20 protein-coding genes and 5 tRNA genes are annotated in these 23,355 nt (G+C 69.9%); 9 read left to right on the forward strand and 16 right to left on the reverse strand.

The genetic code is table 11. The features are described from left to right. Window positions 1–14 precede the first annotated feature (14 nt). Together purF and purM are read left to right on the forward strand one after the other, a co-directional pair. A complete protein-coding gene (gene purF, locus ACFT4A_RS25635) occupies window positions 15–1,544 on the forward strand; it encodes an amidophosphoribosyltransferase (RefSeq protein ID WP_382833891.1) in 1,530 nt (509 codons plus the stop codon). 44 nt (window positions 1,545–1,588) lie between these two features. Beyond that, entirely contained in the window at window positions 1,589–2,683 is a 1,095-nt protein-coding gene (gene purM / locus ACFT4A_RS25640) for a phosphoribosylformylglycinamidine cyclo-ligase (protein ID WP_382833894.1), read from the forward strand. An 83-nt stretch (window positions 2,684–2,766) separates the two neighbouring features. Here the strand turns inward: purM and ACFT4A_RS25645 are convergent, their stop codons facing one another. Continuing rightward, the gene (locus ACFT4A_RS25645; protein WP_184593562.1) at window positions 2,767–3,021 is read right to left on the reverse strand and encodes a DUF3073 domain-containing protein; all 255 of its coding nucleotides are present in this window, start codon (window positions 3,019–3,021) and stop codon (window positions 2,767–2,769) included. 321 nt (window positions 3,022–3,342) lie between these two features. After that, on the reverse strand, window positions 3,343–4,446 hold the full coding sequence (locus ACFT4A_RS25650) for a Leu/Phe/Val dehydrogenase (protein ID WP_382833897.1): 1,104 nt from the start codon (window positions 4,444–4,446) through the stop codon (window positions 3,343–3,345). Window positions 4,447–4,669: 223 nt separating this feature from the next. Here ACFT4A_RS25650 and ACFT4A_RS25655 point away from each other — a divergent pair, with 223 nt between their 5' ends. After that, window positions 4,670–5,515, forward strand: a complete 846-nt coding sequence (locus tag ACFT4A_RS25655; RefSeq protein WP_382833900.1) for a hypothetical protein — start codon at window positions 4,670–4,672, stop codon at window positions 5,513–5,515. 599 nt (window positions 5,516–6,114) lie between these two features. After that, window positions 6,115–6,321 (forward strand): developmental transcriptional regulator BldC, encoded by a 207-nt coding sequence (gene bldC / locus ACFT4A_RS25660; RefSeq protein ID WP_003949541.1) that lies wholly within the window; start codon window positions 6,115–6,117, stop codon window positions 6,319–6,321. A 380-nt stretch (window positions 6,322–6,701) separates the two neighbouring features. On the opposite strand, the gene ACFT4A_RS25665 is transcribed toward bldC, so the two are convergent. From ACFT4A_RS25665 to hrpA, 3 genes are all read right to left on the reverse strand, one after another. Next, window positions 6,702–6,911, reverse strand: coding sequence for a DUF6274 family protein (locus ACFT4A_RS25665; RefSeq protein WP_382833903.1), 210 nt, complete (start codon window positions 6,909–6,911; stop codon window positions 6,702–6,704). 135 nt (window positions 6,912–7,046) lie between these two features. Continuing rightward, a tRNA-Asp gene (locus ACFT4A_RS25670) sits at window positions 7,047–7,121 on the reverse strand. 94 nt (window positions 7,122–7,215) lie between these two features. Further along, window positions 7,216–11,184 (reverse strand): ATP-dependent RNA helicase HrpA, encoded by a 3,969-nt coding sequence (gene hrpA, locus ACFT4A_RS25675; protein WP_382833906.1) that lies wholly within the window; start codon window positions 11,182–11,184, stop codon window positions 7,216–7,218. A 158-nt stretch (window positions 11,185–11,342) separates the two neighbouring features. Here hrpA and ACFT4A_RS25680 point away from each other — a divergent pair, with 158 nt between their 5' ends. Further along, window positions 11,343–12,818 carry an FAD-dependent monooxygenase gene (locus tag ACFT4A_RS25680; protein WP_382833909.1) on the forward strand — a complete coding sequence of 492 codons (1,476 nt, stop codon included), beginning with the start codon at window positions 11,343–11,345 and terminating at the stop codon, window positions 12,816–12,818. Window positions 12,819–12,897: 79 nt separating this feature from the next. On the opposite strand, the gene ACFT4A_RS25685 is transcribed toward ACFT4A_RS25680, so the two are convergent. The 4 genes from ACFT4A_RS25685 to ACFT4A_RS25700 all read right to left on the reverse strand — a co-directional run bounded on the left by ACFT4A_RS25685 (window position 12,898) and on the right by ACFT4A_RS25700 (window position 14,833). Continuing rightward, a tRNA-Phe gene (locus ACFT4A_RS25685) sits at window positions 12,898–12,971 on the reverse strand. A gap of 24 nt (window positions 12,972–12,995) precedes the next feature. After that, window positions 12,996–13,070: transfer RNA gene (locus ACFT4A_RS25690), tRNA-Asp, on the reverse strand. A 35-nt stretch (window positions 13,071–13,105) separates the two neighbouring features. Then, window positions 13,106–13,178, reverse strand: a tRNA-Glu gene (locus ACFT4A_RS25695). Between the two features lie 80 nt (window positions 13,179–13,258). Continuing rightward, window positions 13,259–14,833, reverse strand: coding sequence for a metallophosphoesterase (locus ACFT4A_RS25700; RefSeq protein ID WP_382833912.1), 1,575 nt, complete (start codon window positions 14,831–14,833; stop codon window positions 13,259–13,261). A gap of 83 nt (window positions 14,834–14,916) precedes the next feature. On the opposite strand from ACFT4A_RS25700, the gene ACFT4A_RS25705 reads away from it, so the two are divergent. The 4 genes from ACFT4A_RS25705 to ACFT4A_RS25720 all read left to right on the forward strand — a co-directional run bounded on the left by ACFT4A_RS25705 (window position 14,917) and on the right by ACFT4A_RS25720 (window position 18,574). Continuing rightward, complete coding sequence (locus ACFT4A_RS25705; RefSeq protein WP_184593542.1) at window positions 14,917–15,267, forward strand: metallopeptidase family protein; 351 nt, start codon at window positions 14,917–14,919, stop codon at window positions 15,265–15,267. 87 nt (window positions 15,268–15,354) lie between these two features. Next, window positions 15,355–15,888, forward strand: a complete 534-nt coding sequence (locus ACFT4A_RS25710; protein ID WP_382833916.1) for a hypothetical protein — start codon at window positions 15,355–15,357, stop codon at window positions 15,886–15,888. A gap of 323 nt (window positions 15,889–16,211) precedes the next feature. Further along, window positions 16,212–18,347 carry a DEAD/DEAH box helicase gene (locus tag ACFT4A_RS25715; protein ID WP_382833918.1) on the forward strand — a complete coding sequence of 712 codons (2,136 nt, stop codon included), beginning with the start codon at window positions 16,212–16,214 and terminating at the stop codon, window positions 18,345–18,347. A 154-nt stretch (window positions 18,348–18,501) separates the two neighbouring features. Then, window positions 18,502–18,574 (forward strand) — tRNA-Lys (locus tag ACFT4A_RS25720). Window positions 18,575–18,590: 16 nt separating this feature from the next. On the opposite strand, the gene ACFT4A_RS25725 is transcribed toward ACFT4A_RS25720, so the two are convergent. From ACFT4A_RS25725 to ACFT4A_RS25755, 7 genes are all read right to left on the reverse strand, one after another. Then, window positions 18,591–19,685: a radical SAM protein gene (locus ACFT4A_RS25725; protein WP_382833921.1), complete on the reverse strand. Its 1,095-nt coding sequence runs from the start codon at window positions 19,683–19,685 to the stop codon at window positions 18,591–18,593. Window positions 19,686–19,745: 60 nt separating this feature from the next. Next, window positions 19,746–20,285, reverse strand: a complete 540-nt coding sequence (locus tag ACFT4A_RS25730) for a CYTH domain-containing protein (protein WP_382833924.1) — start codon at window positions 20,283–20,285, stop codon at window positions 19,746–19,748. Between the two features lie 31 nt (window positions 20,286–20,316). Further along, complete coding sequence (locus ACFT4A_RS25735) at window positions 20,317–20,538, reverse strand: hypothetical protein (protein WP_382833927.1); 222 nt, start codon at window positions 20,536–20,538, stop codon at window positions 20,317–20,319. After that, window positions 20,535–20,996, reverse strand: coding sequence for a hypothetical protein (locus ACFT4A_RS25740; RefSeq protein WP_382833930.1), 462 nt, complete (start codon window positions 20,994–20,996; stop codon window positions 20,535–20,537). The genes ACFT4A_RS25735 and ACFT4A_RS25740 overlap by 4 nt, the downstream gene beginning before the upstream one ends. Window positions 20,997–21,083: 87 nt before the next feature. After that, complete coding sequence (locus ACFT4A_RS25745) at window positions 21,084–21,932, reverse strand: helix-turn-helix domain-containing protein (RefSeq protein ID WP_382833933.1); 849 nt, start codon at window positions 21,930–21,932, stop codon at window positions 21,084–21,086. Continuing rightward, window positions 21,929–22,669, reverse strand: coding sequence for a DUF6879 family protein (locus tag ACFT4A_RS25750; RefSeq protein WP_382834020.1), 741 nt, complete (start codon window positions 22,667–22,669; stop codon window positions 21,929–21,931). Before ACFT4A_RS25750 ends, ACFT4A_RS25745 begins: the two co-directional genes overlap by 4 nt. A gap of 272 nt (window positions 22,670–22,941) precedes the next feature. Then, window positions 22,942–23,199 carry a GntR family transcriptional regulator gene (locus ACFT4A_RS25755; RefSeq protein ID WP_382833935.1) on the reverse strand — a complete coding sequence of 86 codons (258 nt, stop codon included), beginning with the start codon at window positions 23,197–23,199 and terminating at the stop codon, window positions 22,942–22,944. Between the last annotated feature and the right edge of the window lie 156 nt (window positions 23,200–23,355).

A 23,355-nucleotide genomic window follows, 5' to 3' on the forward strand; every position in this document is an offset into this window, starting at 1 on the left:
CTACACTCGGTGGCGTGCCACGTGGTGACGGACGACTCAACCACGACCTGCTCCCCGGTGAGAAGGGCCCCCAGGACGCTTGTGGCGTCTTCGGTGTCTGGGCTCCGGGCGAAGAGGTCGCCAAGCTCACGTACTTCGGGCTCTACGCCCTCCAGCATCGAGGCCAGGAATCCGCGGGAATCGCGGTCAGCAACGGCTCTCAGATCCTTGTCTTCAAGGACATGGGCCTGGTCTCCCAGGTCTTCGACGAAACCTCCCTCGGCTCGCTCCAGGGACACATCGCGGTCGGACACGCCCGCTACTCGACCACCGGTGCCTCCGTGTGGGAGAACGCCCAGCCGACGTTCCGTGCCACCGGGCACGGCTCCATCGCGCTCGGCCACAACGGCAACCTGGTCAACACCGCCCAGCTCGCCGAGATGGTCGCCGACCTGCCCAAGCAGGAGGGCGGCCGCACCCCGCGCGTCGCGGCGACCAACGACACCGACCTGCTCACCGCGCTCCTCGCGGCCCAGGTCGACGAGGACGGCAAGCCGCTGACCATCGAGGACGCGGCCCATCGTGTCCTCCCGCAGGTCAAGGGCGCCTTCTCCCTCGTCTTCATGGACGAGCACACGCTGTACGCGGGCCGCGACCCGCAGGGCATCCGCCCGCTGGTCCTCGGCCGCCTGGAGCGCGGCTGGGTCGTGGCCTCCGAGTCCGCGGCCCTCGACATCTGCGGCGCCAGCTATGTCCGCGAGATCGAGCCGGGCGAGTTCGTCGCCATCGACGAGAACGGCCTGCGGTCCTCCCGATTCGCGGATGCGAAGCCCAAGGGCTGCGTCTTCGAGTATGTGTACCTGGCCCGCCCGGACACCGACATCGCCGGGCGGAACGTCTACCTCTCCCGGGTGGAGATGGGCCGCAAGCTCGCCGAGGAAGCCCCGGCCGAGGCCGACCTCGTCATAGCGACCCCGGAGTCCGGCACCCCCGCCGCCATCGGCTACGCGGAGGCGTCCGGCATCCCCTTCGGCGCCGGCCTGGTGAAGAACGCCTACGTCGGGCGTACGTTCATCCAGCCCTCGCAGACCATCCGCCAGCTGGGCATCCGCCTGAAGCTGAACCCGCTGAAGGAAGTCATCAAGGGCAAGCGCCTGGTCGTCGTCGACGACTCGATCGTGCGCGGCAACACGCAGCGGGCCCTGGTCCGCATGCTCCGCGAGGCGGGCGCCGCCGAGGTCCACATCCGGATCTCCTCGCCGCCCGTGAAGTGGCCCTGCTTCTTCGGCATCGACTTCGCCACCCGCGCCGAGCTCATCGCCAACGGCATGACCGTCGACGAGATCGGCACCTCGATGGGCGCCGACTCCCTGGCGTACATCTCCATCGACGGCATGATCGAGGCGACCACCATCGCCAAGCCGAACCTGTGCCGCGCCTGCTTCGACGGCGAGTACCCGATGGAGCTCCCGGACCCCGAACTGCTCGGCAAGCAGCTCCTCGAGACCGAGCTGGCCGCCGGCCCGGCCGCCACGGCCGCCGCCGACGCGATCCGCCGCCCGTAGTCAGCCCGTATCACCTGCCGTACGACACGAAAGCTCTCACAGCCATGTCTGAGACCCACAGTGCCGAGGGCGGCGCCAGCCCTGCATCTGCTTCTTACAAAACAGCAGGTGTCGACATCGAAGCCGGCGACCGCGCCGTAGACCTCATGAAGGAGTGGGTGAAGAAGGCGCAGCGCCCCGAGGTCCTCGGCGGCCTCGGCGGCTTCGCCGGCCTCTTCGACGCCTCCGCCCTGAAGAACTACGAGCGTCCCCTGCTGGCCTCCGCCACGGACGGCGTCGGCACCAAGGTCGACATCGCCCGCCAGCTGGGCGTCTACGACAGCATCGGCCACGACCTGGTCGCCATGGTCATGGACGACATCGTGGTCTGCGGCGCCGAGCCGCTGTTCATGACCGACTACATCTGCGTCGGCAAGGTCCACCCCGAGCGCGTCGCCGCCATCGTCAAGGGCATCGCCGAGGGCTGTGTGCTCGCCGGCTGCGCCCTGGTCGGCGGCGAGACCGCCGAGCACCCGGGCCTGCTCGGCGAGGACGACTTCGACGTCGCCGGCGCCGGTACGGGTGTCGTGGAGGCCGACCGGCTGCTCGGCGCGGATCGTATCCGTACGGGTGACGCGGTGATCGCCATGGCGTCCTCCGGTCTTCACTCGAACGGGTACTCCCTCGTCCGCCACGTCCTGCTGAACCAGGCGGGCCTCGCGCTGGACGCCCACATCGACGAGCTCGGCCGCACCCTCGGAGAGGAGCTGCTGGAGCCGACGAAGATCTACTCGCTGGACTGTCTGGCCCTGATGCGCACCACCGAGGTGCACGCCTTCAGCCACATCACCGGCGGCGGACTCGCGGCCAACCTCGCTCGGGTGATCCCGGACGGCCTGCACGCGATCGTGGACCGCTCCACCTGGGCCCCGGCCCCGATCTTCGACCTCGTCGGCCGGACGGGTCAGGTCGAGCGCCTGGAGCTGGAGAAGACCCTGAACATGGGCGTGGGCATGATCGCGATCGTGCCGCAGGAGTCCACGGACGTGGCCCTGACGACCCTGGCCGACCGCGGCGTGGACGCCTGGGTGGCAGGGGAGATCACGGACCGGGGCGAGCACACCACCGGCGCCGCCCTGATCGGTGACTACGCGAGCTGAGGCACGGGGGTCATGACCCTGCGGGCAGCACAGAACCCGGTCGGTGACCGGAGTCACCGACCGGGTGAGTGCTCAGTGCAGGGTCAAGCGCCGCGACGGTGTTGTGAGGACTGGTCGTCCTCGTCCTCGTCGTCGTCCTCATAGAGGTCGGCGTACCGTGCGTACAGGTCCTCATCCTGATCATCGTCTTCGACCACCGGCTCGCCGTTAGGCGGCTGCGGATGTGAAGGCGATGCACCCAGCTCCTCGGCCAGGCGTGAGAGGTCAGTCCCACCGCTGTTGTACTTCAGCTGGCGGGCGACCTTCGTCTGCTTGGCCTTGGCCCGGCCGCGCCCCATGGCTCGACCCCCTCAACGACGGGGCTCGACGGCCCCAGAGTCTTGACACGCGTTCATGGTCCGGCACGGACTCTCCGCAGAGAGACCGTGTCCGTAGGGCTTCCACGGTACCTGAGCCCGCGCCCATACGGTACGTCGCCCGCATGACGTGCCCGCGCCCAGGACCCTCGAGGCGCCCCGTCCTCGCTGGTCAACCGCGATTTTAACCACTTATCGGCGGTCGACCCGCCGGTAGAAGTGAGAGTTCTCTCTAACTGCCCACCGACGGGTACCGGTCAAACGTACGAGACGCCTCCGGGTCAGTCCCGTATCCGCTCCGGTTCAGCGCGCCCGGCGCGCCATGGCCGCGTCGTGCATCCGCTGCTCGGCGATCCGGTCGGCCGCGGCGGCCGGCGGAATGCCGTCCTCCTTCGCACGTGCGAATATGGCCAGCGTCGTGTCGTAGATCTTCGCCGCCTGCGCCTTGCACCGCTCGAAGTCGAAGCCGTGCAGCTCGTCGGCCACCTGGATGACACCGCCGGCGTTCACCACGTAGTCCGGCGCGTAGAGGATTCCGCGGTCGGCGAGGTCCTTCTCCACACCCGGGTGGGCGAGCTGGTTGTTGGCGGCGCCGCAGACCACCTCGGCGGTGAGCACGGGCACGGTGTCGTCGTTCAGGGCGCCGCCCAGCGCGCAGGGGGCGTAGATGCCCAGCCCGTCGACCCGGATCAGCTCGTCGGTGTCCTTGACGGCGATCACGTCCCGGTGCCGCTCGGTGATCCGCCGCACGGCGTCCTCGCGCACGTCCGTGACGAACACCTCGGCGCCCTCCTTCACCAGGTGCTCCACCAGGTGGTGGCCGACCTTGCCGACACCGGCGATGCCGACCCGCTTCGCGCGCAGCGTCGGGTCGCCCCACAGGTGCTGGGCGGAGGCGCGCATGCCCTGGTAGACGCCGTAGGCGGTGAGGACGGAGGAGTCCCCCGCGCCGCCGTTCTCGGGGGAGCGGCCGGTGGTCCAGCGGCACTCGCGGGCCACGACGTCCATGTCGGCGACATACGTACCGACGTCGCAGGCGGTGACGTAGCGGCCGCCGAGGGAGGCCACGAAGCGGCCGTAGGCGAGGAGCAGCTCCTCGCTCTTGATCCGCTCCGGGTCGCCGATGATCACGGCCTTGCCGCCGCCGTGGTCGAGACCGGCCATGGCGTTCTTGTACGACATCCCGCGCGCGAGGTTGAGCGCGTCGGCGACGGCCTCCGCCTCGGTCGCGTACGGGTAGAAGCGCGTACCGCCGAGCGCGGGGCCCAGGGCGGTGGAGTGGAGGGCGATGACGGCCTTGAGGCCGCTCGCGCGGTCCTGGCAGAGCACGACTTGCTCATGACCCCCCTGGTCCGAGTGGAACAGGGTGTGCAGTACATCAGCAGGCGCGCCGGCTACGTCGGTCACTGTGGTGACTCCTGAGTAAGTTGCGGCGGGTGGGGCTGGGCTCCCGTGTGGGTGGCGGGAGCTGTTGAGCATGAGATTAGAGCCTGGTGCGCCCGTCGGAGGCACCGTGCACAGGATCCCCTCCGTGCGGAGTACAGCCGTGCGACGATTTGCATAGTCTTCCCGTGCGTTCGTGAGTGGGTTCGGCAGGTTTTCGCGACGGAGCGCGGGGGAGGGAGCAGGCGTGCCCAAGGTGTCCTCGGTGATCGTCCCCTACGCGACCTACCTGCGCGTGTACGAACCGCTGGCCGCCTTCGCCGAGCCGGAGCGCAGCCACTGGGCCCGCTACGCATGTCGTACGGACCGTCCCTCGTACCAGGACGAACTCCGACGCGCCCTGGCCGACTTGGCGCCCACCCCGCCCGTCCCGGTGCCGGTGCACGAGAGCGAGGACGCCTTCGTGCTCGATGTCGACGGCGTCGTCTGCGTCTGCCCCTGGCGCACCCGGCTGCGAGGCTGGCAGGCCCTGGACGAGCTCTCCGAGGAGCTCCCGCAGCCCGTCCTGGACGTGGTCCTGCCGCCCTTCCTGCGGGACCAGGCCACCCAGGACTACGAGCGCTGGCTCGCGATCAACCCGGACGCCCGGCCGTGGATCCGTACGGCGACCTGGCAGGTGCCGATCAACTGGTTCGTGCTGGTCTCCGACGAGGAGCGCGAGTACGACAAGGGGGCCTCGGTCGACAGTCCGCCGGTGCTGCGCTACCGCACGCCGATGGTCCAGGCCCGGCGGCGCGTGGCCCGGGGCCTGCGGGCCCTGAAGGAGGCCATGGACGAGGGGCCGCTGATCGACGGCCTGGTGGACGTCGGACGCTGGCTAGAGGAGTTCCACCCGCGCTCGCTCGTGGAGCTGGACTACGGCGGGCTGGTGCACGCCGTGCCGGCCGGGGCGCTGGAGGACGACCACTCGGCGGCGGACGTGGCCGAGGGCATCGCCGCGCTGCGCCGGGGCGACGGGACGGCCGCGGGGGTGGCGTACGGGCGGCTGGTGGAGCGGTGGCGTTCCGTACGTGATCTGCGGTCGGCCAACTGACCTCTGACCTTGAGATCCCTACGGACGGCTTGCGGTCGATCACGAACTGACGTTTGACGAACCGCCCGATTTGAGGTTTTGTCCTCTCGCATCGAGTTCCTGAAGCGGACTGTGCGTTACCTGAGGCTTCGTCACCAAGGGACGTAGGGCCCGATCCGGGCGTACCTCTCAAGTAGGCCAAGCGTGACGGACTACACGTACGTGGCTCTTGCGCCCCTTGCCCCTCCTCATGCCAAAATAGGACAAGGAGTCCGGGGGGCTCCTTCCGTCCCGTAGTGCTGCACTATGGGCGGAATCTCAGCATTACACGCTTTGGGGGGTCTCGTGACTCCTGATCGCCGCTGTGACTGATCGTCACAGCGGCGTGACTGTCCGCTATGGCATGGTCCATCGGCTTCCGTCGCTGATGAACACCTGGAGGGGCAATTCCATCGGTTTGGCCGACGAGGCTGGACGGATGGTGTAGTTGTAGTGCCGAGGACAAGCCGTTCGTCCTATAACCGACTCGACTCGCGTCCGCCATTTCGGGCAACGCGGGTCAAGGTGCAGAATTTAGAGGAAAGAACCGAGAAGGTTCGGTTCTCCCGAGGAGGCCGCTCATGACCGCTCGCACCCCTGATGCCGAGCCGCTGCTGACCCCGGCTGAGGTCGCCACCATGTTCCGTGTGGACCCGAAGACGGTCACGCGGTGGGCGAAGGCCGGCAAGCTCACGTCGATCCGCACGCTCGGCGGGCATCGGCGCTACCGCGAGGCTGAGGTCCGCGCTCTGCTCGCGGGCATTCCGCAGCAGCGCAGCGAGGCCTGAACAATTGAATACCGGACAAACCGGCTGGTCCCCCACTGGCCGCGGCGTCCGGAACCCTAGCTCCAAGCGACGCGGGTCCTGCCCCAACAGGCCCCACGCCCAAGCCAGTCAGAGCTTCGCAGGCATGTAACAGGGTGCGTCGTAGATCGCGTTGGACTCCGCCGGGTCCAGCGCGATCTTTTTTGTGCGCCCACCGTCGGTCTGTCGGGCCTGCTGTGAGCGGCCTTGTCGGAGTCTGAGGAGGGGTGTCGGATCTGCCGTGCGCGGGGCCCCGGGCAGGGTGCAATTGCACATATTAAATTGACCTGTTGTAGGTGGGGTGTAAGTACCGCACTTTCTAAAACTCATGCGGTGACACCCGTCACATACCAATCGGCTTGTTAGCCCTGACGCCGGTGCGGTAGTGGAGCCGTCGGCTCCAGCACCCCACGCTCGGACGGGTGTTGGGGCCGGCCCGGAGCGGACTCCATCGCCAGCCGCAGCAGCCGGTGGCAGATCGGGCAGTGACGCGTGAGGTGCCGGTACGACGACGCGGCCGACAGATGCGCGCGGAGCAGCGCCCGCGTCTCGTGCCTGACCGATGCCGCCATACGCCACCTCCAGAGGGCCGCACGGGGAACGTCCCTGGTTTCTGGGTACCGAGCGAACGAGGGGCCGTCAAGACGGCGTGGGGGAGTCAGGGCACGCAAAAGAGCCCGGATCCGAAGATCCGGGCTCTTGTATTGCGGTCCTGACGGGATTTGAACCCGCGGCCTCCACCTTGACAGGGTGGCGAGCACTCCAAACTGCTCCACAGGACCAGGTTTCGCGGCGCGATTCGTGCGTTGCGCTGCGAGAAGAGACTGTACAGGAGGGGTGGGGCCCCGCGCGAACTCACCCCACGTGCACGGGCGATTACGGGACAGCGGCGTCGATCGCCTTGACGATCCGCTTGTCGGAGACGGGGTACGCCGTGCCCAGCGCATGGGCGAAGTAGCTGACCCGGAGCTCCTCGATCATCCAGCGGATGTCCAGGACCGACGACGGGACGGGCCGGCCCTGCGGCATCTGCTCCAGCAGCCAGGCGTACTCGTCCTGCATCTCGTGGACCTTCTGCATCCGCGTCGTGTCCCGCTGGACGTTCGCCGGCATCTGCTGCAGACGCCGGTCCGCCGCCACCAGATAGCGCATCAGGTCCGCCTGGCGCCGCAGCCCCGACTCCGTCACGAAGCCCGGCTTCACGAGGGCGTCCAGCTGCTTGCGCACGTCCTGGAGGTTCGGCAGCAGTGCGGGGCTGCGTACGCCCTTCAGACGGCGCTCACAGGCCTGCCAGGCGGCCAGGACCTGCTGCACCTGGCCCACCGTACGAACCGTGGTGTCGACGATCTCCGCGCGGACCTTGTCGTACAGCTTCCGGTACGACTCCTCGTCCCACGCCGGCCCGCCGAAGTCCCCGATCAGCTTGTCGGCGGCCGCCATCGCGCAGTCGTCGAACAGGCCCTGGATGGAGCCGTGCGGGTTCGCGGACAGCGCCAGCTTCTGCGCGTTCGTCAGCTTCTCGGAGGCGAACTTCGCCGGGTTCACCGGAATGTTGCGGAGGATCAGGCGGCGCGTGCCCTTCCACATGGCCTGCGCCTGCTCGGCCTCCGTGTCGAAGAGGCGTACGGAGACCGTGTCGCCGTCGTCGACCAGCGCCGGGTACGCCTTCACCGGCTGGCCGGCCCGCCGGGTCTCGAAGACGCGGGTGAGCGTGCCGATCGTCCAGTCGGTGAGGCCCTTGCGCTCCAGGGACTCGCCGCCCTGGCGCTCCGCGGTGGCCGCCGCGGCCTGGGAGAGGGCCTTGCGGGCCTTCGGCCGCAGCTGCAGCTGCAGCGCCTCCAGGTCCTTGTCCTCCGCGAGCTTGCGACGCCGCTCGTCGACGATCCGGAACGTGATCTTGAGGTGATCGGGGACCTTGGACCAGTCGAAGTCGTCCGCCTCGAAGGGCACGCCGACCTTGCGCCGCAGCTCGCGGGCCATCGTCGTCGTGAGGGGCTCCTGGAGCGGCACCGCGCTGTCCAGGAACGCCTGCGCGTGGTTCGGCGCGGGGACGTAGTGGCGGCGGATCGGCTTCGGCAGGGACCGGATCAGCTCCGTGACCACCTCCTCCCGCAGGCCCGGGATCTGCCAGTCGAAGCCCTCGTCCGTGACCTGGTTGAGGACCTGGAGCGGGATGTGGACGGTCACGCCGTCGGCGTCCGCGCCCGGCTCGAACTGGTAGGTCACACGGAACTTGAGGTTCCCCTGGCGCCAGGAGTCCGGGTAGTCGGCCTTGCTGACCTCGCTCGCCTTCTCATTGATGAGCATCTCGCGCTCGAAGTCGAGGAAGTCGGGCTGCTCGTGGCGCTTGTGCTTCCACCAGGAGTCGAAGTGGGCGCCGGAGACGACGTGTTCGGGGATCTTCTGGTCGTAGAAGTCGAACAGCGTCTCGTCGTCGACGAGGATGTCCCGGCGCCGGGCCCGGTGCTCCAGCTCCTCCACCTCGGTGAGGAGGCGGCGGTTGTCCGAGAAGAACTTGTGGTGCGTGCGCCAGTCGCCCTCGACGAGCGCGTTCCGGATGAACAGCTCGCGGCTGACCTCCGGGTCGATCCGGCCGTAGTTGACCTTCCGCTGCGCCACGATCGGCACGCCGTACAGCGTGACCTTCTCGTACGCCATCACCGCGGCCTGGTCCTTCTCCCAGTGCGGCTCGCTGTAGGTGCGCTTGAGGAGGTGGGCGGCGAGGGGTTCGACCCACTCGGGCTCGATCTTGGCGTTGACGCGGGCCCAGAGGCGGGACGTCTCGACGAGTTCGGCGGACATCACGAAGCGCGGGGGCTTCTTGAAGAGGGCCGAGCCCGGGAAGACCGCGAACTTGGCGTTGCGGGCGCCCAGGTACTCGTTCTTCCCCGTGCTTCGCCCGCCCTCCCCTCCGGTCTCCTTCACGTCCTTCATGCCGACGTGGGAGAGCAGGCCCGCGAGGAGGGAGACGTGGATGCGGTCGTCCGGGGCGTCGTCCTCGTTGAGGTGGATGCCCATCTGCTTGGCGACCGTGCGCAACTGCGAGTAGATGTCCTGCCATTCGCGGATGCGAAGGAAGTTGAGGTACTCCTGCTTGCACATCCGGCGGAAGGAGGACGAGCCCCGCTCCTTCTGCTGCTCGCGGACATAGCGCCAGAGGTTGAGGAAGGCCAGGAAGTCGCTGGTCTCGTCCTTGAAGCGGGCGTGCTGCTGGTCGGCCTGCGCCTGTTTGTCGGCGGGCCGCTCGCGCGGATCCTGGATGGACAGCGCGGCGGCTATGACCATGACCTCGCGGACACAGCCGTTCCGGTCGGCCTCCAGCACCATGCGGGCCAGCCGCGGGTCGACCGGCAGCTGGGCGAGCTTGCGGCCGGTCTGCGTGAGCCGCTTGCGGATGTCCTTCTGGGCCGGGTCGAAGGCGCCCAGCTCCTGGAGGAGCTGCACGCCGTCGCGGATGTTGCGGTGGTCCGGCGGGTCGATGAAGGGGAACTTCTCGATGTCGCCGAGGCCGGCCGCGGTCATCTGCAGGATGACGGAGGCGAGGTTCGTACGGAGGATCTCCGCGTCCGTGAACTCCGGGCGGGCGTCGAAGTCGTCCTCGGCGTAGAGGCGGATGCAGATGCCGTCGGACGTACGGCCGCAGCGGCCCTTGCGCTGGTTGGCGCTGGCCTGGGAGACCGGCTCGATCGGCAGGCGCTGGACCTTGGTGCGGTGGCTGTAGCGGGAGATCCGCGCGAAGCCCGGGTCGATGACGTACTTGATGCCCGGGACGGTGAGGGAGGTCTCGGCGACGTTGGTGGCCAGAACGATCCTGCGTCCGGTGTGCGGCTGGAAGACGCGGTGCTGCTCGGCGTGCGACAGCCGGGCGTAGAGGGGCAGGATCTCGGTGAATCTGTACTGCTTCTTCGTGAGCGCGTCGGCCGTGTCCCGGATCTCCCGCTCGCCGGAGAGGAAGACGAGGATGTCGCCCTTGCCCTCCTTCTGGAGTTCCTCCACGGCGTCGGTGATCGCGGTGATCTGGTCGCGGTCGGCGTCGTCGGAGTCCTCTTCGAGGAGCGGCCGGTAGCGCACCTCCACGGGGTACGTACGGCCGCTGACCTCGATGATCGGGGCGTCGCCGAAGTGCCGGGAGAAGCGCTCGGGGTCGATGGTGGCCGAGGTGATGACGACCTTGAGGTCGGGCCGCTTCGGCAGCAGCTGGGCGAGGTAGCCCAGCAGGAAGTCGATGTTGAGGGACCGCTCGTGGGCCTCGTCGATGATGATCGTGTCGTAGGCGCGCAGCTCGCGGTCGGTCTGGATCTCGGCGAGCAGGATGCCGTCCGTCATCAGCTTGACGAAGGTGGCCTCCGGGTCGACCTGGTCGGTGAAGCGGACCTTCCAGCCGACGGTCTCGCCGAGCGGGGTGTTCAGCTCCTCCGCCACCCGCTCGGCGACGGTGCGGGCGGCGATACGACGGGGCTGGGTGTGCCCGATCATGCCGCGGACGCCCCGCCCGAGCTCCATGCAGATCTTCGGGATCTGCGTGGTCTTCCCGGAACCGGTCTCACCGGCGACGATCACGACCTGGTGGTCATGGATGGCGTCGGCGATCGTGTCCTTCTTCTGGCTGACCGGCAGCTGCTCGGGGTACGTGACCTCGGGCACGCGGGCGCGCCGCCCGGCCATCCGCTCCTCGGCCTTGGCGACCTCCGCCTCGATCTCGGCGAGCACGGCGGCCTGGGCCTCCGGCTTACGGATCTTGCGCGCACCTTCGAGCCTGCGGCCGAGCCGGTGCGCGTCGCGCAGGGACAGCTCGGTCAGGCGGGGGGCGAGGGCGCCGAGGGCGGGGGCGGAGTGCGTAGACATACGGGTCCCAGGATCTCATCCCCGGGAAATCCGTGGCGAACGGTTTTGTCCCACCGCCAGGGGTGCGGAGTGAGGTTTGACCGTTTCTCGTTCGGGCGGCGCTTGCATGGCGGTGAGGCCGTACGGCAGCCGCTCGCGATTGGAGGGCCTCCCGTCCCATGTCCGAAGCCACCGAAGTCCTGATCGTGGGTGCCGGTCCCACCGGTCTGATGCTCGCCGGAGACCTCGCCGCGGCGGGCGTCTCCGTCACCGTGCTCGAGCGCCGCACCGAGAGGTCGCAGCTGACCCGCGCCTTCGCGGTCCATGCCCGGACGCTCGAACTGCTGGACGCCCGGGGCATCGCCGACGAACTCGTCGCCGGCGGTGTCCGGATCGGCAAGCTCCAGATGATCGGGGACGCTCAGCTCGATCTGAAGCGGCTGCCGAGCCGCTTCCCCTACATGCTGCTGACCCCTCAGTACGCGACCGAGGCGGTCCTGGCGAAACGTGCCGAGACGCTCGGCGCCGAGGTGGTGGCCGGCGCGGACGTCACCGGGGTCGAGCAGGACTCCGAGGGGGTGAGCGTGACCGTGCGCCGGTCCGACGGCACATCGGGGACACGGCGTGCTGCCTACCTGGTCGGCGCGGACGGCATGAACAGCGTGGTGCGCCGGGCGCTGGGGTTCCCCTTCCCCGGCCGGGCCGCGCTGCGCTCGGTGATGCTCGCCGATGTCCGGCTGACCGTGCCGCAGTCCATGCCGGTGGCGAACGCGGTACGGGAGGGGATCGCCTTCGTCTCCCCGCTGGGCGACGGCTGGCACCGGGTGGTCGCCTGGGACCGCGACAAGCAGTTGCCGGTCGAGGCGCCTCTCGGTCTGGAGGAGGTGCGGACGATCACCCGCCAGGCCCTCGGGACCGACTTCGGCATGCACGACCCACGCTGGCTGTCCCGCTTCCAGACGGACGAGCGCCAGGTGCCGCGGTACCGGCTCGGGCGGGTGCTGCTCGCGGGCGACGCCGCGCATGTGCACTCCCCGGCGGGCGGTCAGGGCATGAACACCGGCCTGCAGGACGCCGCCAATCTCGCCTGGCGGCTGGCGACGGTGGTGCGCGGGTGGGCGCCGGAGGGGCTGCTCGACGGGTACCAGGCCGAGCGGCACCCGATCGGGCGGGAAGTGATCCGGGACAGCGGCAGGATGATGCGGCTGGCGCTGATCCACTCGCCCGTACTGAGCACCGCCATGAACCTGCTCTCACGCGCTGCCGCCGCCATTCCCCCGGTGGCCGACCGCCTGGCGGCCAAGGCGACGGGTATCGCCATCTCCTACCCGGCCCCCTCCGGCACCCACCCCAGCGCCGGCCGCCGCGCTCCCGACCTCGAACTCGCCCCGAGCCCCGGCACCAGCTCCCCGAAGCGGCTGTACGAGGCCCTGCGCGCCTGCCGCTTCGTGCTCGTCAGCCGGTTCCCCGAGGTGACGGGCTGGGAGGACCGGACGATCACCGTCACCCCGGCCGTCGGCGCGAAGGCCCCGGCGGTGCTGCTGGTCCGCCCGGACGGCTACATCGCCTGGGCCGCGGACGACCACGACCACGCCGCGCTGCTGACTGCCCTGACCACATGGGTCGGCCCTCGGCAGGACGTGGCATCGACGTGAACCAAGACATGAGCCACGACACGACTGAGCCCCTCTCCGGCGATGCTGGAGAGGGGCTCATGCCCTGAACGGGCTGCGGTGGCTGGGGCCGGGGTCGAACCGGCGACCTTCCGCTTTTCAGGCGGACGCTCGTACCAACTGAGCTACCCAGCCACGAGGTTTCACGTGAAACCTCAGCGGTCCTGACGGGATTTGAACCCGCGGCCTCCACCTTGACAGGGTGGCGAGCACTCCAAACTGCTCCACAGGACCAAGCGTCGTACGACAGTGTCGCACAGGGTGGTGCGTGCCCCCAACGGGATTCGAACCCGTGCTACCGCCTTGAAAGGGCGGCGTCCTAGGCCGCTAGACGATGAGGGCTATCGGCCCGCCTGCGCGCTTCTCAGCGCGTCGGGGACGTGAGAAGCATATGGGATGCCGGGACCTATCGCCAAAACGGTTTAGGGGGAGGCCGACGGGGTGCCCTCCGTAGGGGTACTCGGGGACGGTTCCGCACCGGGCTGGTTCTCCTCCGGCAGGTGGCGGCTGACCTCGGCCGTCGTGAGGCCGAGGCCGCCCAGCTCGATCTCGTCCCAGGCCTGGAGATGGCGGGTGTCCCGGTCGAAGTACAGGATCGACGCCTCGATGGGGTCCGGGTGCTTCCCCTCGATGGCGCGCAGACCGCTGCCGCCGGTGGAGCCCTCGATACGGAGCCGGGTGCCGTACTTCATGACCTCCGTCTCGTCGTGGTGGAGATGGCCGGCCAGCGCCAAGGGGACCTCGCCGTCGACCTCGCGGACCGCCGCCGGTTCGTGGGCGACGGCGACGTCCACCGGGGTGCCGGCCGCGCGCTGATCGCGCAGGGCCGTGGCCAGCCGGGCGCCCGCCAGTTCCTGGGACTGGGCGGCGCCGATCTGCTTCGAGCGGTCCGGCGTGTACTGAGGATCGCCGATGCCCGCGAAACGCAGGCCCTTGATCGTCTTCGCCCGGCCGTCGTCCAGGACATGGACGTTCTTCATGTCCTCCAGATACTCCTGGGTGAGCATCGAGTCGTGGTTGCCGCGGACCCAGACGTAGGGGGCCCCGAGGTCCTCGATGGGGTCCAGGAAGCCGTTCTCGGCTGCCGTGCCGTGGTCCATCGTGTCGCCCGAGTCGACGATCACGTCCACCTTGTACTGCTCCACGAGCGAGGCGATGATCTTCCAGCTCGCCGGGTTGAGATGGATGTCGGAGACGTGCAGGACCCGGAGGGTGGAGGGGTCGGGCGCGTAGGCCGGGAGCGTCGAGGTGGCGTCGTAGAGCTTGGTCACGTTGGTGACCAGGCGGGCCAATTCCTTCTGGTAGACGTCGAATTCGGTGACGATGCTGCGCGCGTTGCCGACCAGGGAGGGCGCCGAGGTGAGCAGGCCGGAGAACTTGGGTTCCAGGACGGAGTCGGGGCGCCAGGTGGCGTAGGCCGTGCCGCCCGAGGCGGCGAGGAGGGTGAGGGCGAGGCCGCCGGCGGCCAGGGCGCGGCGGGGGCGGCGGTAGACCGCGAGGCCGAGGGCGGTGGCGCCGGCGACGACGGCCACGCCGGAGCGGACGGCCAGGTCGAGGGTGCCGCGGCCGACGTCTTCGGTGACCTCGTCCTGGAGGCCGGAGAGCCGTTCGGGGTGGTCGACCAGGGCCTGGGAGCGATCCGGGTCGAGCTGGTCGACGTTCACGTCCAGGCGGACGGGGGCGTTGTGGCTGTCCAGCGCCAGGGCGCCCAGCGGTGAGACGTTGATCTTGGTGCCGCCGGTGAAGGAGGGGCGCAGGGTCATGGTGGTGTTCATCGGGCCGACCGGGACCCGGACGTTGCCCACCACCAGCAGCCCCAGCCAGGCGCCGAGGAGGACGACGGCGACGAGTCCGACTGTGCGGGCCCATGGGTGCGGCTGCCGTACGAGCTCGATCGTGGTGGGCGCCTGGCGGGAGCGATAGCGGCGGGCCAGGGCGCGCGGAGGCTTGCGGATCGGGTTCAGGACACTCCGGACTGCGGCGGGGACGCGGGCCATTGATCCCGTATGCCCAAGTCCCGGGGCGGATATGCGACGCCGGATGGCTCTCGTACGGCCGGGTCGTGGCCGACAATGGGCCTGTGCTGGAGATGACGCGCGAGGAGTTCGAGGAACTGGTCGCCGAGGCGCTCGACCGGATCCCGCCGGAGCTGACGCGACTGATGGACAACGTCGCGGTGTTCGTCGAGGACGAACCGCCGGCGGACGATCCCGAGCTGCTCGGGCTCTACGAGGGGACTCCGCTGACCGACCGGGGGGAGTGGTACGCCGGTGTGCTGCCCGACCGGATCACGATCTACCGGAACCCGACCCTGCGGATGTGCGAGTCGCGGGAGGACGTCGTCGCGGAGACGGAGGTCACCGTGGTGCACGAGATCGCGCACCACTTCGGCATCGACGACGAGCGCCTTCACGCCCTGGGCTACGGCTGAGCGTGATGTGAACGCGGGGCGCGTGTCCTCTTGCGGGCGGCGGGAGTTGGAGGTGTTGACTCCATCACCCTTCCCGGAGGTGGCCCCGTGCGCCCCTTGTACGTACCCGTCCGCCTGGCCGCCACGGTCGTGGCCGTCGCCGCTGCCGCCGGCTGCATGAGCGTCGGCGAGGACGGCGCGGGCGGGAGTGCCAAGCCGTCGCACTCCGCGGGGCAGCGCGCGGGAGAGGCGCCCGAGGGCGGGCCGGCGGGGCCGGGCGGCGGCTCCGGCGTCGGTGCGGCCGCGGCCGACGGCAAGCACGGGCACGGCAAGGGGAAGAAGGGCGCGAAGGGCGAGCGCGGCAAGCCCGGGAAGTCGGCGTCTCCCCAGGCCTCGCCGTCCGCCGCGGTGAGCGCGCCCGTGCCGGGAGGCGGCAACCCCGGGCAGCCGGCCAAGCCGACGCCGAAGCCGCCGGCCCCGCCCACTCCCACCCGGACGGCCGAACCGGAGCCCACGCCGACACCGCCCGAGCCGCCGGCGTCACCGGAGCCGACGCCCGAGCCGTCGTCGTCGGCGCACGAGCCGCCGGGGCCGCAACTGGCGCAGCGGGAGCCGGCTCCGGAGGCGGGGGCACCGGCGTAGCCCCCCGCTGTGAGCCTCGTCGCGGTGGGAACATACTCTGGGGGTGGTCGGTTGAAAGCCGACGGGAGGTTCTCCGGGCCGCTGGCCTTCAGAGAGCGTCCCTGCTGTCTCCTGCGGAGTCCGGTTTGCCTTGCGGGGCCCGGAGTGCGTATGGTGGCAGATCGTTTGATCCCATTCTTGCCCGGCGCCACTGCAGAGCGCGCCGTGTGGCGCGTACTCTCCCTTGCCGTGGTGGACCGCATTGAGGCGGTCGTATTGCGAATCGCGAATCACGGAGTTGACGGGCGCGTGCCGATCGAGACTCCGGAAGGTTTCGCATTCGCATGTCCATCGCCAGTACTGATCACGTCGTCGTGCCCGAGAACGAGGCAGCCGACACCACCCCCGAAGTGACCTTCGCCGACCTCGGCCTGCCCGAGGGCGTCGTGCGCAAGCTCGCACAGAACGGCGTGACCACCCCCTTCCCCATCCAGGCCGCGACCATTCCGGACGCCCTGGCCGGCAAGGACATCCTCGGCCGTGGCCGCACCGGCTCCGGCAAGACCCTCTCCTTCGGTCTGCCGACCCTGGCGACGCTCGCCGGCGGCCGCACCGAGAAGCACAAGCCGCGTGCCGTCATCCTCACGCCGACGCGTGAGCTCGCCATGCAGGTCGCCGACGCGCTCCAGCCCTACGGCGACGTCATGGGCCTGAAGATGAAGGTCGTCTGCGGCGGTACGTCCATGGGCAACCAGATCTACGCCCTGGAGCGGGGCGTCGACATCCTGGTCGCCACCCCGGGCCGGCTGCGCGACATCATCAACCGCGGCGCCTGCTCGCTGGAGAACGTGCAGATCGCCGTTCTCGACGAGGCCGACCAGATGTCCGACCTGGGCTTCATGCCCGAGGTCACCGAGCTGCTGGACCAGGTCCCGGCGGGCGGCCAGCGGATGCTGTTCTCCGCGACCATGGAGAACGAGATCAAGACCCTCGTCGACCGGTACCTGAACAACCCGGTCAGCCACGAGGTCGACGCCGCCCAGGGCGCCGTCACGACGATGTCGCACCACATCCTCATCGTGAAGCCCAAGGACAAGGCGCCGGTCACCGCGGCCATCGCCTCCCGCAAGGGCCGCACGATCATCTTCGTCCGCACCCAGCTGGGCGCCGACCGCGTCGCCGAGCAGCTGCGCGACGCCGGTGCGAAGGCCGACGCGCTGCACGGCGGCATGACCCAGGGCGCGCGGACGCGGACGCTGGCCGACTTCAAGGACGGCTACGTCAACGTCCTCGTCGCCACCGACGTCGCCGCGCGTGGCATCCACGTCGACGGCATCGACCTGGTGCTGAACGTGGACCCGGCCGGGGACCACAAGGACTACCTGCACCGCGCGGGCCGTACGGCGCGTGCCGGCCGCACCGGCACCGTCGTCTCCCTCTCGCTGCCGCACCAGCGGCGTCAGATCTTCCGCCTGATGGAGGACGCCGGCGTCGACGCCGGGCGTCACATCATCCAGGGCGGCGCGGCCTTCGACCCGGAGGTCGCCGAGATCACCGGCGCCCGGTCGATGACCGAGGTCCAGGCCGAGTCCGTGGGCAACTCCGCGCAGCAGGCCGAGCGTGAGGTCGCCCAGCTCACCAAGGAGCTGGAGCGGGCGCAGCGGCGTGCGAACGAGCTGCGTGAGGAGTCCGACCGGCTGCTCGCGCGGGTCGCGCGTGAGCGTGGCGAGGAGCCTGCCGCGGTGGTGGCCGGCGAGTCCGGGGATGTCGCCGCCGTCGCCGAGGTGTCGGTGCCGGAGCAGCCGACCGCGAAGGACGTCGAGCGCGAGGAGCGCGCCGAGTCGTCCGCGTCCACCCCGTCGTACGAGCGTCGGGAGCGGCGCGAGGAGCGTGGCGGCGGCTACGGGCGGGACCGGTACGCCGACCGTGACCGTGGCGGCGACCGCGGTGGCGACCGTGGCGGGCGTTCCTTCGACCGTGACCGTGGCGGCGACCGTGGCGGCCGTTCCTTCGAGCGGCGTGACGAGCGTGGCGGCGGTTTCAACCGTGACCGCGACCGTGACCGCGGTGGTGACCGCGGTGGCGACCGTGGCGGCCGTTCCTTCGACCGTGACCGTGGCTTCCGTCGGGACGACCGTGCCGACCGGGGCGAGCGTGGTGGCTTCCGGCGTGACGACCGCGGCGGGCGTTCCTTCGACCGTGACCGCGGTGGCGACCGTGGCGGTCGTTCGTTCGAGCGGCGTGACGAGCGTGGCGGCGGCTTCAACCGCGACCGCGACCGGGACCGTGGCGGCTTCCGCCGCGACGAGCGCGGTGGGCACCGCGGCAGCGACCGTCCCTTCAACCGTGACCGCCGGGACGACCGTCCGGGCTACCGCGCCGGCGGCCACGACCGCCCGAACGGCCGTCGTGACGACCACCGCGGCGGCGGCTCCTTCGGCCGCCGCGAGGACAAGCCGCGCTGGAAGCGCAACGGCTGACGCCTAGCCGTGTGGAGCGCCGTGGTCCCCGCCCCGACGGGCGGACCACGGCGCTCTGCTGTCCGTCCCGTACGGTGGTGGGTGACCGGCACGATCCGATACCCGATCGGAGACTCGCCGTCGTCCGGCTATGCTCGTGGGGGCAACATCACCCGGGCCCTTAGCTCAATTGGCAGAGCAGTGGACTTTTAATCCATTGGTTGTGGGTTCGAGTCCCACAGGGCCTACCTGAAGGACCCCAGCTCAGGCATCAACTGGGCTGGGGTCCTGTCCGTTTGACTGTGCAGCCGTCGTGGCGTGCAGTCGGGTCAGCCGTGCCGCCTCGTCGTCGCGGAAGGCCGCTACCTCGTGGCAGCGCCGGCTCATCACGAACTCGCCGAGCGACAGGCACAGGTCCATGCGCTGGATGCACACACCGACCATGAACGGGCCGTCCGCAGCGCGGTACAACCGGACCCCGTAATACCCCTCCTGGCAGTCGTCCGGGTTGTTGAACCGGCAGTCGGCGCACGTCTCGGGCAGGCGTACGGGCCGGATGCTCTTCGCGTACAGCGTGCGCCCGTCCGGCAGGCGGTACCGCACCCGCTGGTCGGACGCCCCTGCCGTGATGATGCGGCGGACCGGCACGGCGCCCAGGTGGCCGACGACATCCTGCATGGCGGCCAGTGAGGCACCCCCGTCTTCCAGCGACACGAGCATCCGGACCACGACGGAGCGGCCGTGTCGCTCGATGATGCGTAGCACGCGGTCGACGTGGCCACGGTCGGGGATCACGATGTTGGCCGAGACCTTGATGCCGTGCGCGGCGGCGGTCTCGATCGTCGCGTCGAGGGCGGCCAGCTTGCGTTCGGCGAGCTTCGACGAGGCGAGACGCGGGGCCTGTACGGCGGCGAGCTCGGCCGGGGTGGTGCCGAACACGGACAGGTTGATGCGGTCGAGGCCGGCTGCCGCGGCGGCGGGCAGGACCGCGGCGCCGTTCTCGCCGTTCGAGGTGAGTCCGACCGTGAGTCCGAGGCGCCGGGCGATGGTGATCAGGCCGGGCAGGTCGGGGTGCAGGGTCGGCTCACCGCCCGTGAAATGCACTTCGTTCGTCGGCAGGCTGCCGCGGACGGCGGCGAGGGCCAGGGCGAAGTCGGCATCGGCGGCGATCCGGCCGGGCAGGAAGTCGGCGCCGTTGGTGCGGAGGTAGATGGAGACCCGCCCGGTGTTGCCGGGTGCGGCGACGGGTGTTCCCTCGTTGTGGCAGAACGAGCAGGCGAGGCCGCACGCGTCGATGATCTTCACGCGCAGGGTGCGGTCCGGTTTCACTTCCACCGGCACGTCGCTCAGGTCGTGCATGGTGCCCCCTCTGCGGGCGGGCCGGGGCGCCGTGCCCCGGCCGGAGTAGCAGGCGCCGGCCTACTCGAAGCGCAGGTCGGCGATGAGGTCCAGGTCGATGCCGTAGAGGCGGTAGACCTTCGTGGTGTTGATCGACGTGAGCCGGTCTTGGGCGATGCCGAGCTCGGCGGCAGCCGTCCACACGTGTGCTTCGTCGTCGGCCTCGATCTCCAGGTACGGCGGGATACGCGGCCACTCGTCGACCTCCAGGCGTGCGGCGCCGAGGGCGTACGAGGTGCGTCGGTTCTCTTGGTAGCCGCGTGGTGTCAGGCCGGTGAGCCGCAGCAGCGCGGCGGCTTCCTCGAAGCTGTCGACGGTCACCTCGGACTCGTGGGTCCCGTCGACGGCGTCCGTGGTGATGTGCTTCACGCACAGGGTGACTTCGGTCCCCGTGTCGCGCAGCCGCACCCATCGGCCGGGAACGGCCGGGATGGTGTCGTACACGTACCGCCGCATGAGGCGGGCCCCAGCCGTGCAAGTACCGCCCACGTCTGCGATGAGCCGTGCGATCTTCGCGGGGTCGATGTCGAGGGCCTTCGCTTCGAACTCAATGCCTGCCATAGGTCTCCGATCGCTGGGTGCTGCTGGTGTCTCAACGACCGTGCAGCGTAAGGACGCGCCGGAACTTCACAGCCGGGTTCCGACGGCGATGGTGTCGTTGTCCGCGAGCCGCAGGATCGCTCGGAGGGACGAGCGCCCGGACGGCGGCCCGGGCGAGGGGTGACTTCGCCGTGCGCACCAACTGCCGGCCGAGCCGCGGGAACTCGGCGTCGACGGCGTCCGGCATCAGGGACTCGGACTCGGTGATCGTCATGCCGTTGCCTCCGCGGGGCGTCGGAACCCGCCAGGACCGAATGCGGCGGCGAGTACCGCAGGGGCAGTGAGTTGGCCCGACCCGTCCGGGCGGGTGAGCCACAAGCGGCCGCAGGCCGGCCAGCCCGTTGGCGGGCAGTGCAGCGGCCGGCCGATCGGTTGTACGGCTACGGCCCGCAGGTCGGCCAACTCCTCTACGGCGTCGAGCGGCACGAGCCACCAGGCCGTGTCCAAGTCCGGATCGGCGAGGATCGGTCCGCGGAGCTCCTCGCGGATGAGACGGTGCGCCTGCATACTCGCGACGAGCGGGGCCTCGGCCGCCAGCCACGCACTTCCGGACCGGATCGGCGCCAGCGCCTCAAGGCTCCAGGCCTCACGCACGAGGGCGGGGTGCTGGGAGCAGCCGGCAAGCCACGAGTCCCCCGCCAGGTACCGCTCGGTGTACTTCGGTAGGGCCATGGCGGGGACGCTACGTGGGTCGATTGCGCCTCCGGGTGGCGATTGCGCGCGGTTGCGCACACAGGCAGGAGGCTTGTGCCTGGTTGCTCAGGTGAGGTCGAGAGAGGCCCTCGCGCGGCCGATCAGGCGTCGAGCCGGCGCCCCGTACTCGGCGGCCTCGGCAAGCCAGTCCCAGGCGCGTTCGTACAGCTGTACGTCGTCGTCACCGGTCAGCCACAGTTCCTCGCTGATGGTCTCGACGATGACGAGTCTCCGGTCGTAGATCCAGAACGCGTGCGGTGCGGTGCGGCGCAGCTGGGTGCCGAAGGGCAGGATGCCGGGCTCGATGCGGCGTTGGCCGACGAGGTTGTACAACCGGTCGAGTTGCTCGGCCATCACGTCGGCAGGGCACGATCGGTGGTAGAGGGCCGCTTCGCAGACGAGGAAGCGGAACGTCTTCTCGGGGTCGTACAGCGCTTCCTGACGGCGCATGCGCGTCTCGACGGCCGCCTCGGTGGTGGGCGGGATGCCGCGGAACTCTGCGTTGCTGTCGAAGATGACCCGCGCGTACTCGGGTGTCTGGAACAGGCCAGGGATGCGGGAGACCTCAAGGCCCCGGATCAGCGTCGTGTTCTCGGTCTGCCGGACGGCGATTTCCTGTCGGCCGCGGTGCCCGCCCGCGAGTTGCCGGCGCCACGAACGGTGCCGCTGCTTCATGTCCAGACCGGCGAGCAGGCCGTGCAGTTCGGGCTCGGCGTCCAAGCGGCCGACCGCGTGCGCCCAGGCGGTCAGATCGGCACGGGTCGGGGTCTGCTTGCCGTTCTGCAGCCGGGAGACCTTCGATGTCTGCCAGCCCGCCTTGCCGGCGATGTCCTTGCCTTCCAGACCGGCCTCGGTGCGCAGCTCCCGCAGCCGCGCGCCGAGGGCCTCGCGCGCGGTCTGGAAGTCGGTGGTCACGCAGTCGAAGCTACCCGTTTCGCGAACTCGGCCGCAGGTACCGCGTGATGCCAGGCGGCGTCCCGGGACTGGCAGGCGGCCAGCACCTCGGCGGGGTCCTCGGTGACGTACACACCGAGAGTGGTGTCGTCATCGTCGAATGCGAACCGGGCCACGATCTTGGAGTCGAACAGCCAGAAGTCGTGGTCCGGGAGCCGCAGGGTGTGGGCTTCGCTGCGCGGGAGGTGGCGGATGTCCTCGCCGGCTTCGATGTTGCTCGGGGCTCGGGCCAGTAGAAACTGCTGCCCCTGAGTGAGGGGCTTGTCGACCAGACGGACCCGCTCGAACCGCTTGCCCTGACTGACCTGGGCGCGAACGTTCTGCCGCCAGGCGTTGGCCGGCTCGGCGGCGACGTCTTCACCTGCGAGCCACTTCGGCCAGAGCGGGGACTGGCGGTCGGAGGCGTAGCCACGGCGGGTCTCCAGCCGGAACGCGGTGTGCCGGAACTCGCGGAACATGTGTGAGATCGAGGCGAACGGCTGGAGCTCGGGCGCAGTGCTGCGGGGCGTGTATCGGGTCAGGAGGCTGCGGGGGACGCGGACGAACGTCTCGGACGGTGTGACGTCCCGTAGCCGTACGAGATGCTGCGGGTCAGTCTCTCGGTCTCCTTGCACGAGGATCTCGTCCGTCTCCGGGATCTCGTACAGGGTGGGGCAGTCGCCGTCGTCGCTGGTCGTGCCGAGGAACCTGAGCGTCATCTCGCCCTCCGTGTCCGCTGGTGGGGAGTTCAGCATGCGCGCCAGGGCGCGCTGACGCTCAAGCATTGCAGCGGATTGCGGACACGTCTGCCTGCTGCCTGATTGTGCGCAATCAGGCTGAGGGCGCGCCCGGAGTGAACGCCCTGGGCGCAGCGGTCAGGACTCGGCTGAGTGAGGCGCAGAGCCTCGGCGTCGTCGCGGCCTTGGGCGACGACCGCCGAGGGACGTCGAGCCAGTCGGCCCGGGATGCCCAGTACGGGTCCACCGGCCCTTCAGGTGTTCGGTTCACCCGGCTCGCGTGAGTGGCCGGGTGGCTGTTCGGCGACGAAGGATCCCTTGCCGCGCACGGTGACGATGAGCCCGCGCTCGCGCAGTTCCTGGGCGGCGCGACGTGCGGTGAGCCGGGCCACGCCGTACTTGTCGGCGAGGTGGTTCTCCGAGGGGCTGGGCCTGTCCGGCGCCAGTTCGCCGGACGCGATCTTCCCGGCGATGACGTCGGCCAGCTGCACGTAGAGCGGTCTCGCGCTCATCGGATCCAGGGTGGCCTTCGATTCTTCCGGCGGCTCTTTTGTATCGCTCATACGCCCAACGTAGAGCGGTAGTGCCCTGCTCGACGGCCAACGCTGAACTAGGAGCGTCGACATGCACGACCTTATCCGCCGCATCTCGAATGGCTGCGCCTTCTC

This window comes from Streptomyces sp. NPDC057099 (genome assembly GCF_042671245.1).
Classification (GTDB): Bacteria; Actinomycetota; Actinomycetes; order Streptomycetales; family Streptomycetaceae; genus Streptomyces; species Streptomyces purpurascens.